Here is an 11933-nt window from a genome sequence, read left to right as displayed (position 1 = left end):
GTATCGATGATTCATAAAACATGGGAAAACAACCCAACACTTAAAAAAGTCGAATGTGTTCATAATAATGCAGAAAAGTTTGTAGTTGAAAATGTCCTGACTCCAGGAAAAGTGTATGACGTTAAAAACGAAAGTGAAGAATTTTATTTCGTCATTGACAACTCAGGGCGAATGGGTGGATTTTACAAAGACTATTTTAAAGAAGTGTAAAAAGAACCGTAAGTGAGACTCACTTACGGTTCTTTTTATTTACCACGAGAACTCAATCCGGGTCAATACAGTATAGATCATCCGAAAAACTATAAGTCAGCTTATAGTATGCTCGACGAAGGATGATACAAAATAAAAATACTAAATATGAATAAGTTTCAAAAAAAATAATGGGATGGTTTTCCAGTACTTGTTTGCATGTTTAAGGGATAACTTTTATAGGGTAGTTTTGATATAGGAGAAAAGTGTAGAAGGGAGTCACAGAAAATGATTATTGACAATGTATACATCTATGATCCGTCCAGGCCTTATCAAAGAGAAGGGCTTCATGCAGTTGAAATCGAAGAAGGAAAAATTATAGCCATCCTCCCTACCCCTTATACAGGCAGCAAAGAGGTTATTGATGGAGGGGAGAAAGTACTGACACCTTCCTTTAATGATAGTCACATGCATCTATTGAGATTCGGGTTATTAAAAAAGGAGCTTGACCTTACCGAAGTAACAAGCTGGAAAGAGATGAAAGAGCTTGTGGAAAACCACTACGATGAAATGGAAGAGTACGACTGGATTTTTGGTAAAGGTTTTGATGACTCCAAATTTGATGATATCGACCATCTTCTCACAGCCAAGGACCTAAGTGAAATTCAAGTCAATGCCTATATCTACTTCATGCACGAAGATGGACACGAATGTGTTGTCAGTGAAAAGGCCCTTGAGCTGCTAGAAAAAGAGGAAGCATTTGAAGATGAACCGGACGAATTTAAAGAAACAGATGAAAACGGAAATTGGAATGGGCGCTTTAAGGATACCGCCGTTCACTACATTAAGCACCATTTTTGGGGCCGTTCTGTAGAAGATGCTAAAGAAGCACTGAAGAAAGCTATTCCTTATCTCAGTGAATATGGTATTACCTCTGTTCACAGTGATGACATTAACTTTATTGGGTCTTATGAACAACTCTGGCAGGCTTACACAGAATTAGAGAGCGAAGGACTGCTTCCTATTGACGCGCATTTGCATCACTACATCTTTAATATTAACGATTTGAATAATTATTTAGAAAGAAGTAGGATGCGTACCGGTGATGGGACCGATCAAGTTAAAGTAGGCTCAGTTAAGATATTTTTAGATGGCACTCAGCGGCTTTATACGGCAGCTATGAGAAATCCTTATCCTGTAGCTCCTTCAACAAATGGAACGCTGATTTATAGTCAAGAGCAGTTAAATGAGATGATAAGAGTATCCTCCGAAAATGGCATGCAAGTAGCCATGCATGCCATAGGAGATAGAGCTATAGAACAAGCCATTACGGCACTTGAACAAGAGGCAGCGAACACGAAGCAATTGAGGCATAGAATTATCCATGCCCAGACGCTTGGCCCTGATCTTATCGAACGACTTAGAGAACTGAAACCATATATAGAAACACAACCATCCTTTTTGTTAGGCGAGTGGGATAAAAAAGATCAATGGTCACCTAAAGAACTCGTGCCGTATTGCGATGCTTTCAACAGCCTCGTTAAAGAACATATTCCGATTACGCTAAGCTCAGATCTCCCAATTGGGGCTCTCGATCCTTTCGTAAGTATGTACACGGCCGTCACCCGGATGGATCTGGAAGGGAATCCTGAAGGAGGATGGATGCCTCAAGAAAAGATCTCCTTAGCTGAAGCCTATCAAGGTTTTACAAAAACACCAGCGGAACTGGAATACAAAGATGAAGAAAAGGGCAGAATAGAAGCTGGTTATCAAGCGGATTTCGTACTGCTTGACCGTAATCCTTTAGATGTTGCTGATGAAGAGATCCACAATATTAAAGTTCTGGAAACCTGGCATAGAGGGAAACAAGTGTATAAAAAGTGACAATTTTCCCTTGCTTTCCTTGTCAACACTCGGTCCATCAGCGATAATAAGGATAAGGTGAAGGAAAGGGAGGATGGTTGTGTATGGACAAACTAATTTTAGTGCGGCACAGTGAGACGGAGGGACAGCATGAGGATTCACCGCTGACAAAGCTGGGAGTACGCCAGGCTCAATCGTTAGCTTCTTTTCTGAATCGTTCTGGTCTTGAGGTCGATCGCATCATTTCCAGTCCTTTTTTAAGGGCGATTGAGACAATCAAACCTTATGCAATGAAAAAAGGGATGTCCATCGAAGCAGATGAACGTTTGGAAGAGCGTATCTTAAGCCATGACCCTCTCGATGATTGGGAAGAAGTCCTTCACGATACATTTCAAGATCCCAGCTTAAAACTCAATGGAGGAGAATCTTCTGATGAAGCAAAGGAACGAGTGATTTCTTTAATTGATGAGCTGGAAAATGACGATTGCGGAAACGTTGTACTCGTTACGCATGGAAACTTATTAGCCTTACTACTCCAGAAATACAACCGGGAGATCGGTTTTTATGACTGGAAACGGCTAACTAGACCGGATGTATTTCTCGTTCAAAAGCAGGGTGGAGAGTACACAGTTGAGCGTATTTGGGAAGATTGATCTGCCCAATTTTTGAAAGAATTGTCGAATTTTAATGAAGAATTGCGATTTTTATGTATAATCGTTATTATAGAAGTTGTGTTTATTGGAACCGATATTCGTTTATAGAGTATTATAAGCACATTTAAATCAATTAGAAGGAGGAGATATCGATGGCATTTGTAATAACATCCCCTTGTAAAGATGAAAAAGCGGGTGAATGTGTAGATGTGTGCCCTGTAGATTGTATTGAAGAAGGCAAAGATATGTTCTACATCGATCCTGCGATTTGTATCGATTGCGGCGCATGCGAAGCTGTGTGTCCGGTTGAAGCTATTTATATAGAGGACGAAGTCCCTGAAGAGGAAACAGAATACATCGAAATTAACCGTAAGTTTTTTGAAGAACAATAACACACATAACGAAACCGTCTCTTATTTGAAAGAGGCGGTTTTTTATTTGTCATTAAAGACCAAAGCCCATTTAAATGCATACAGCTTTATAAAAATGGGTAGATACATATGTGAAACTGCTAGAATAGGAGGAATTTATCATGACACAATTGAAAAATCAATCCGCCATCATCACAGGTGCCAGCAGTGGAATTGGAAGGGCCATCGCTCATCACTTAGCCGAAGAAGGAGCAAATGTAGTGCTTGCTGCCCGTCGATCTGAAAAGTTAAAAGAATTATCTGATGAAATTACCGAAAAATATGATGTTAATGTAAAAATTATTGAAACAGATGTGACGAAAAAAGAAGATGTAGAAGAGTTAGTGAATGGAACGAAAGAAGAATTCGGGACGGTAGACATCTTTGTTAATAATGCTGGAGTTATGCTTCTGTCCTTCTTAAAAAACGACCATGTTGATGAATGGGAACAAATGGTTGATGTAAACATTAAAGGAGTCTTGTACGGAATCCATGCCTCTCTTCCAAGCATGATCGAGCAGGAGTCCGGTCACATTATTAACGTATCCTCTGTAGCAGGACACGAAGTATTTCCATCAAGTACTGTTTACAGTGCCACAAAATATGCTGTTCGAGCTCTTTCTATGGGGATGGAGAAGGAATTGTCTCGCTCCGGTGTACGCGTAACGAACATCTCGCCAGGAGCGGTCGATACAGAATTGACTGATCACATTACGGATGGAGATGTCATCGAAATGTTCAAGGACCGGAAAATGGATCCGTTGGAGGCAGATGATATCGCAAGAGCAGTGGCTTATGCCGTTACACAACCTGATTATGTGAATGTCAATGAAGTGATTGTAAGACCCATGCACAAGAAATAACAGTTCGATAAAAACAAACCGCAGGGAGTTGATTCCCTGCGGTTACCTTCACTCTTTCACTTTGAATTTTTTGTAGCCTTCTTCAGAGTCAAAGTCCTCAATATCGATCGCTTGGACCTTTGCGAAAGGAGTGGGACCTTCATTCAGTTGATCGACAAACTCTTTTAAGTTGGCTGCATCTCCTTCTGCTTCAATTTCGACGCTACCATCACTTTTGTTTTTCACCCATCCTTTGAGCTCTAACTGTTCCGCGATTTGTTTTGTCGTTGCTCGGAAACCGACACCTTGGACGCGTCCGTGCACGACGATATGACTTCTAGCCATTGAAACACCTCCTACATACGTATATAGACAGGTTACCCTCAAGGGCTTTTATTAAAAACATGAAAGGATCGAAACCAAATGAAAAAACTTACGATAGAGGAAATGGAAGGCTTCCGCATTGGCCAAGCGTCTGATGAGTCAGCAGGAACTGGCTGCACAGTAGTCCTTTGTGAAGAAGGTGCTGTAGCAGGAGTAGATGTTAGAGGAGGATCACCTGGAACCAGGGAAACAGATCTCTTACAATCGGAGAACCTCGTTCCGCGGATCCATGGCTGTTTTTTAGCTGGTGGAAGTGCCTATGGTTTGGATGTAGGTTCGGGAGTGATGAAATTTCTTGAAGAGCGAGATATAGGCTTTGATGTGTCTGTAGCAAGAGTACCTATCGTTCCAGGCGCGATCCTTTTTGACATGTTGGTAGGGGAATCTGGTAGAAGACCAGACAAAGAAATGGGTTATAGGGCATGTAAAGATGCTCTTCTCAATCAAACTTTTAAGGATGGAAATTATGGAGCGGGTACAGGAGCTTCGGTCGGAAAAGCGCTTGGTCCCCGACATTCTATGAAAGGAGGGGTAGGAAGTTATGCGGTCCAAATTGGTTCGTTAAAAATAGGCGCCGTGATTGCCGTGAATAGCTTTGGGGATGTTTTTGACCCAGCCGTTGGTAAGCTCATAGCGGGTGTACATGAGAAGAAAACACTTCTAAATACAGAAAAAGTGCTTATAAATCAATTACACGATAACGAAACTAACCGATTCAGCGGTAACACGACTATTGGAGCGATTCTAACCAATGCCGCATTAGACAAAGCCACAGCAAACAAGTTGGCTTCAATTTCCCATGATGGTCTGGCGAGAACAATTCGGCCTTCCCATACATTTGTAGATGGGGATACGTTATTTACGATGTCTACTAATGATATAGAAGTCGATTTAAATAGCCTTGCCTCTTTAAGTGTTCAAGTGGTGGAAAAAGCGGTGGTCAATGCTGTAAAATCTGCAGAAACGGCTTATGGATTAGTTTCTTATCAAGATTTGCTATAAAAGGAAGGGATGGATATGAAAGTATTTGTTTATGGATCTTTGTGTAAAGGTTTGGAAAATCATCATTATTTAAAAGATGCCAAATTATTATCCGAACAAGCGTGGCTGTATGGTGAACTCTTCTCAGGTTCTTCTTATTACCCTCTACTAGTAAAGAACCCTCATGCAAAAACCTTCGGTGAGCTGTATGAAGTTGATGAAAATACATTAAATAAACTTGATAGACTGGAGGGATACAAAAAATCAGCTCCAGACTCATTATTTCTGAGGGAGAAAGCAACCGTCTTCGTTGAGGATCAATCATTTGAATCCTACACCTATTTTTACCCCCATAAAAAAAACGGGGCGCCCGTCCCACATGGTAACTGGAAAGTTGCTCGTATGCTGAAACAGGAAAAATTGAAGTATTTTGCATTTGGATCGTGCATGGACCAGGAGAGATTCAGGGACGGAAAAGTCGACCATTTGTTTACAAATGCGCTAGGGTGCGGGAAACTCGATGGATATGATCTCATTTTCTCTCATCATAAACACGATGGAGGAAGAGCGGACATCATAGAAAAACAGGGAAAAAGAGTAGAAGGTATTGTCTATGAAATTTCCCATGAGGCACTTCATTACTTGTATAAACGCGAAGGGGTTTACAGCAATGGGTACCGCCCAGTTATTGTAGAGGTTGAATTAAATGACCAAATCGTTTCGGCTCTTTCGTTTACCGTAGTTGAAAAGAAAACAGACTTGATCCCGCCTCTTCACTATGCGAGGGAAATTCATCGGGGAGGCTCTTCCTATTTATCGGCAGATTATATAAATAGTCTTGAGAAAAGGTTTATGGAGGACTTACCTGTTAAAGGTTTTGAAAAATATTTATCTGAGATGAAGTAAAGGAGCAACTTAATATGGTCCAAACGACATGGAAAACTTATATAGCAAGGGATTTTACAAGGTTGCAGTATGTGTGTCACGAACCTATAGACAAACAGGCCAAAGCTGCTGTGATTCTCATCCACGGAATCACAGCTGAGCTTTCACATCAGGAAAAATTTGCAGAATCCTTAAATATTGAGGGCGACGTTTTTATACCTATCCTGAGAGGATACGATCAGATGAGTAAACGTGGAGATCTGGGTTATATGGGGCATTACGACGATGATTTATTTGATTTTGTTCATTTTGTAAAAAAGAAAGGTTATGAGAAGGTAATATTGATCGGTCATTCTATGGGGTGCGCTAATATTCTTCGCCTATTGAACAAAAATAAGAAAATCGCCGACCGTATTGTTTTCGTTTCGCCCTTTTTCCACCCAAACCTTTCTGTTTATAGAGATGATGCAACAGACCAATATAAACCGGAAACAGACGTGGATTATACTGTCTATCAAAAAAGAGTTATGCTGCTTATGACTTTATACAAAATGAACATAGACCGTTTTTCTCATAAAACAGTCGCTGTCATTCCGGATGAGTTTGATGACAGCGGCATTCTTAAGCTGAGCTTTAGGCTGATGGCTTCAAGATTCTTGGAAGTTATACCTGATGATTTATTCGAAGGAATCGAAGAACAGGTGTTTACTTTTGTAGGTGATCAAGATGAAGTCGTTGTTGCAGAAAAATTAGCAGCATGGTACAGAAATAAATTTGACTTACAACTTGAAATAATTGAAGGAACCGACCATAATCATATCCTTCACCATAACGATTTTCACTGCAGGTTTGCAGAAATTATATAAATTAGGAGAAACCTAGATGAAACAAGTATATTCCGAAGTTATTCAGTTCCAAGGGAATGATTATGACTTCGGTCTTTACCAGGCAAAACACTTCAAAAAAACCCCACTTTATCAAGTTCATAAGAATCGCAGAAAAAAATCTATACGCCGCTATACTATTAACAAGCAAGAAGTTCGCCGATTTTTTATCCATTATGCTCCTGGATTATGGGAAGAACTGCAAGGTCTTGCGGATGGATTAGGGTGGGGGTTAGCAGAAGTCCTTCATGAATACAGTGGCTTTCAACAGGACTGGGTAAGGTCAGGATGTTCAGTTATGACTGGGGAAGGTTTTTTCGCAAGGAATTATGATTATCATCCGAAAACTTACGAAGGCCGCTTTCTTCTCTTTAAGCCTAACAATGGATTTGCGTCCATTGGGCCTGGCCAGCGGCTCATAGGAAGAACGGATGGTATGAATGAGCACGGGCTATGCATCGGCTATAATTTTGTCAATCGCATCAAGCCTGAAGATGGACTCATTTGCTGCACAATAACACGGATCATATTAGAAACTGCGAAAAACGTCAGGGAAGCGGTAGAGTTATTAACTGAACTGCCACATCGCCATTCCTTTAACTATATTCTCTATGATAGAGAAGGGAACAGCAGAATCATTGAAGGCTCCCCAAGAGGAGTCAAAGTGAAAACAGGTCAGGTTTGTACGAATCATTTTGATGAACTTGCCTCGGAGAATAGAAAACATCTTACTGACTCGATGGAGCGAATGGACCGTTTAGAACAGTTTTACGGCACGATCAACACGGGAAAAGAGGCGTTTTATTTTCTAAACCGCACCTCACAGCCGATCTTCTCCAAAAACTATAGCCGCTGGTCAGGAACCATTCACACGAGCTGCTACTTTCCTGTGGAGGGATCTATGATGTTTGGATTAGGTGGGGATGCGAGCCCTGTTCTCATTTCTTTTAAGCGCTGGCTGGAAAATGGAAAAACGCCACTCAAGCGAATTTTAGGGAAGCTTGATACCACCGAGCCCCTCCCTTATATAGAAAATTGAATCGCTTACTTTTTTATGCCATTTTGCTAGGTTCCTACTTGAGAAGTAAGCCCGTCTAAGCGTAAAATATCGATGTACACTTAATTTTATGAAGGAGTTCTTCGAATGGCTCTCACCACTGAAAATGCAGTAGAATCTATGAAATCTTTATATGCTTATATGAAAGAACACGTTGGTATGAATCATAGTGAAAAAATCTTAGATATTATTGAAAAGCTAGATAACAACAAAATGATGATCGGTTTTGCCGGTCATTTTTCTGCAGGTAAATCAACTTTAATTAACACTCTTTTAAATAGGGAAATGCTTCCTTCTAGCCCCATTCCGACAAGTGCGAACATTGTACAGCTAAAAAGCGGCAAGCCTTTTACGGTAGCTTATTTTCATAATGAGCTTCCTGTGAAATATGAAGGGACGGTTGATTTTGACCTTGTCCAAGCCCTCTGTAAAGATGGCGAAGAGATTACAAGAGTAGACATAAGCCACCCTGAGAGCGGTCTGCCTGAAGATGTCACTGTTCTTGATACTCCAGGGGTCGATTCTACCAATGATGCGGACCGATTAATTACAGAGTCTTCCTTGCATCTAATGGATCATATGTTTTATGTAATGGATTACAATCATGTGCAATCTGAAGTAAACCTTCAATTCCTATGGGAAATGCAAAAGCGGGGGACACCTTTTTCGCTCGTCATCAATCAGATCGACAAACATAACGAAAAAGAAATCAGTTTTCAGAGCTTTTGTGAGAGCGTCGAAAACTCTCTTGATCAGTGGGGAATCGCGGCAGAAAAGATTTTTTACACTTCGATGAGAGATTTTGATTTGCCTCATAATGGCTTTGAGGAATTGAAAGCTGATTTTGAAGCGTTGTTCAAACGGCCATATGAGCTTATAGAAAATCAAGCAAAGCTCGATGTTCAGTCCATTGTACATGAGTGTGTAAGAGAAGCGAAAGAAGATATTGATCAAGACAAACAGGAACTCATTGAACGTAAACGGGAGCTTGAGACCATCGTTGAGAACAGCCACCTAAGTATAGATCATCCTTCCACTACCGAGGGATCATTGCAACAGGCCAATCAAGACATTGAAAAAAGAATATTTTCATTTATTCCAAATGCTTACCTTATGCCGAGTGCACTTAGAGAAGATGCCAAAGCATTTCTTGAATCCAAACAGAAAGAATTTAAAGTTGGGTTGCTTTTCTCTAACAAGAAAACGGAAGAGGAGAAAAGAATCCGTAAAGAGAAATTCTTTCATCACCTTGATGAAGTCATTGAAAAGAACTTGAAATGGCCGCTAAGAGACCGTTGGATGGAAATAGCAGAAAAACATGAGGTGACAGAGGCTGATTTCATCCAAATGATTCAGGAGTTTCCTTTTAACTATAAAAAAGATCGGCTAGCTGATCTAGTACAAGAGGGAGCTGAAGTGACTGGTGAGTATATATTAAGATATACCGATCAAGTAGCGAGTGACATAAAGAAAGAAGCGCGTCGCTTTTCAACAGATTTGCAAAAGCAGATGGAAGCGGCTATTCAAAAAGAGAAGGATAGCGACTACCAGAAACATAAAGAAGCCTATGATGCATTAGAAAAGGCTGCTGAAGTCAAAACGAAATTGGATCACTTTGACAATCGATTGAAAAAGTACCGGGATGAGCTGTACTTCAAACTCGAGTCAGAAGCGTCTAAAGAAGAGAGAGAACTGGTCGAACGTGATTTGAAGAAGCGGAACGAACAGATTCAAGTGGGAACGAAACGATGCTCAGAAAAGAAACCAGAAGAACCAAAAGACAAAATCTCTAAAGACGTCGACACATCCACACCACGTACAAATGAGGAAAAGTCAATTGAATCTGTTTTAGACAACGTTGACAGGACTCTTTCGAATGTCAAAGATATTAAAGGGCTAGAGGAATTAGTTGATCAGTTAAAGAATAAAAAGGAACGGCTGAGAAACAGACATTACACGGTCGCTCTATTCGGAGCGTTCAGTGCAGGTAAGTCTTCGTTTGCCAATGCTTTACTCGGAGATAAAGTACTTCCCGTTTCACCAAATCCAACAACCGCAACTATTAACAGAATTTCTCCGCCCACTGAGAAACATCCAGATTGTTCTATTCAGGTCGATGTAAAAACGGAATCTCAAATGATGGATGATTTAAAAAATCTACTCAAACGCCTTGGTGTCAATGAGACTGATTTGGAATCCGTTTATCATGCCCTGCTTACAATGCCGGAAAAAAACAAAGAATACCTTGAGCATAAACAATATTCATTCTTGCAGGCTTTCTTAGAAGGGTTTCCGGATATGAAGCAGCATATAAATCAAACCATTACTATTCCATGGGAGCTATTTTCAAGATATGTCTCAGAAGAGAAAACTTCTTGTTTTATCGAGTCGATGGAACTTTATTATGACTGCCCTTTAACGAGGGCCGGGGTTACCCTTGTGGATACACCCGGAGCAGATTCGGCAAATGCACGACACACCGACGTTTCGTTTGAATATATTAAAGATTCAGATGCAGTTTTATTCGTCACTTATTACAACCATCCTTTTTCAAAAGCTGACCAAGCTTTTTTGACACAGCTAGGCCGTGTGAAAGACAGCTTTGCGATGGACAAGATGTTTTTTATCATCAACGCGAAAGATCTGGCCAATTCTGTACGAGAATTGAACAGTGTGGAAGAATATCTTATCGATCAGTTAGTTAGATTCCAGATTCGAAACCCCCGTCTTTACTCCGTATCAAGCCTCAACGGATTAAAAGAAAAGCAGGGGGAACGAACCGAGCCCTCTAACCTGGATGTGTTCGAGACCGAATTCCATCAGTTTTTAGAAAAAGAGCTTGCTGAGGTTCTTATTCATTCCATCCGTCAGGTCATAGAGGAAGTATCAGCAACCCTTCAAGAGTTTATCAAAAATGCTGAACTCGGAGAAAACGAGCGGGAGTACCAATTATCCTTATTCCAAGAGCAGAAAAACGAAGCTATTTCGACCCTACGCGATAAAGGAATGGGACGCGGGACAGAGACGCTTAAAAATAAAGCGGAAAAACAGGTATTTTACGCTCATGAACGTCTGATGCTTCAGTTTAACGATTTATTCAAGCAGCATTTTAATCCTGCTACAATTAATGGTAAAGACAAGGACATTTCCTCTCAATTGAATGAAGCAAAGGACAAGCTTGTGGAAGAAGTTAATTTTGAGATGAAGCAGGAGTTAAGAGCGATTAGTCTCAGAATCGAGCGGCTAATGGAAGATTTGATTAGGAAGCGGAGAGAAGATATTCAGCGGGAATTGAAAAAAACCCGTAAAAGCCTGCGTTTAAATGAAGTGGAGTGGGAACCGCTGGACCTTCCGAGCTTTAGTAGTACTGTTCAGTTAGATGAGAAAAAATCAAATGCCATTCTTAAACAATTCAAATCGACAAAAGCTTTTTTTGAGAAAAATGAAAAAGAATCGATGAAAGAGGATCTTTCCTCTATGGTCTCTCCCTTATTAAAGACAGCGTTCGAGCAAGCGTTAGATGTGGTAAATGATCATTACTGTAAGTATTATGAAGTGAGGGCGCAAACGTATAAAGGGGAATGGGAACGTCAAGTTCGTCATACATTTGATAGACTTTCTTATAACCTCGAGCATCCTTTAGACACGACAAAAATTGAAAAAGCACAAAAAGAAATGGAAAGCATGTTGTTCTAAATTAAAATCACGCACATATGCTATAAAAAACTAACCCCCATCTAAGGACTACTTCCTCCTTCTTAGATGGGGGCTTTTCCATGAAAAAA

General features: G+C 40.4%; 11 protein-coding genes. 10 read left to right on the top strand and 1 reads right to left on the bottom strand.

Going from position 1 to position 11933, the window contains the following annotated elements; all coding sequences use genetic code 11:
• Positions 1-6: 6 nt before the first annotated feature.
• The 5 genes from ACRYKC_RS09225 to ACRYKC_RS09205 all read left to right on the top strand — a co-directional run bounded on the left by ACRYKC_RS09225 (position 7) and on the right by ACRYKC_RS09205 (position 3978).
• Positions 7-210 (top strand): DUF6501 family protein, encoded by a 204-nt coding sequence (locus ACRYKC_RS09225; protein ID WP_433806438.1) that lies wholly within the window; start codon positions 7-9, stop codon positions 208-210.
• A gap of 267 nt (positions 211-477) precedes the next feature.
• Positions 478-2073 carry an amidohydrolase gene (locus tag ACRYKC_RS09220; RefSeq protein WP_433806437.1) on the top strand — a complete coding sequence of 532 codons (1596 nt, stop codon included), beginning with the start codon at positions 478-480 and terminating at the stop codon, positions 2071-2073.
• Positions 2074-2156: 83 nt separating this feature from the next.
• Positions 2157-2705: a histidine phosphatase family protein gene (locus ACRYKC_RS09215; protein ID WP_433806436.1), complete on the top strand. Its 549-nt coding sequence runs from the start codon at positions 2157-2159 to the stop codon at positions 2703-2705.
• Positions 2706-2857: 152 nt separating this feature from the next.
• Entirely contained in the window at positions 2858-3097 is a 240-nt protein-coding gene (locus ACRYKC_RS09210) for a ferredoxin family protein (RefSeq protein WP_085029799.1), read from the top strand.
• Between the two features lie 140 nt (positions 3098-3237).
• The gene (locus tag ACRYKC_RS09205; protein WP_433806435.1) at positions 3238-3978 is read left to right on the top strand and encodes an SDR family oxidoreductase; all 741 of its coding nucleotides are present in this window, start codon (positions 3238-3240) and stop codon (positions 3976-3978) included.
• A gap of 48 nt (positions 3979-4026) precedes the next feature.
• Here the strand turns inward: ACRYKC_RS09205 and ACRYKC_RS09200 are convergent, their stop codons facing one another.
• Positions 4027-4302 (bottom strand): acylphosphatase, encoded by a 276-nt coding sequence (locus tag ACRYKC_RS09200; protein ID WP_433806434.1) that lies wholly within the window; start codon positions 4300-4302, stop codon positions 4027-4029.
• A 78-nt stretch (positions 4303-4380) separates the two neighbouring features.
• Here ACRYKC_RS09200 and ACRYKC_RS09195 point away from each other — a divergent pair, with 78 nt between their 5' ends.
• The 5 genes from ACRYKC_RS09195 to ACRYKC_RS09175 all read left to right on the top strand — a co-directional run bounded on the left by ACRYKC_RS09195 (position 4381) and on the right by ACRYKC_RS09175 (position 11844).
• Positions 4381-5343 (top strand): P1 family peptidase, encoded by a 963-nt coding sequence (locus ACRYKC_RS09195; protein WP_433806433.1) that lies wholly within the window; start codon positions 4381-4383, stop codon positions 5341-5343.
• Between the two features lie 15 nt (positions 5344-5358).
• Positions 5359-6228, top strand: a complete 870-nt coding sequence (locus ACRYKC_RS09190) for a gamma-glutamylcyclotransferase (RefSeq protein ID WP_433806432.1) — start codon at positions 5359-5361, stop codon at positions 6226-6228.
• Positions 6229-6242: 14 nt separating this feature from the next.
• Positions 6243-7073: an alpha/beta hydrolase gene (locus ACRYKC_RS09185; protein ID WP_433806431.1), complete on the top strand. Its 831-nt coding sequence runs from the start codon at positions 6243-6245 to the stop codon at positions 7071-7073.
• 16 nt (positions 7074-7089) lie between these two features.
• Positions 7090-8130: a C45 family autoproteolytic acyltransferase/hydrolase gene (locus ACRYKC_RS09180; RefSeq protein ID WP_433806430.1), complete on the top strand. Its 1041-nt coding sequence runs from the start codon at positions 7090-7092 to the stop codon at positions 8128-8130.
• Positions 8131-8235: 105 nt separating this feature from the next.
• Positions 8236-11844, top strand: a complete 3609-nt coding sequence (locus ACRYKC_RS09175; protein ID WP_433806429.1) for a dynamin family protein — start codon at positions 8236-8238, stop codon at positions 11842-11844.
• The last annotated feature ends 89 nt before the right edge of the window (positions 11845-11933 follow it).

The sequence above is a fragment of the Halobacillus sp. A1-3 genome, from assembly GCF_050971765.1.
Lineage (GTDB): Bacteria > Bacillota > Bacilli > Bacillales > Halobacillaceae > Halobacillus > Halobacillus mangrovi_B.
The sequence above is the reverse complement of the archived record's forward strand: the minus strand, read 5'-3'. Positions and strand labels throughout refer to the sequence as shown.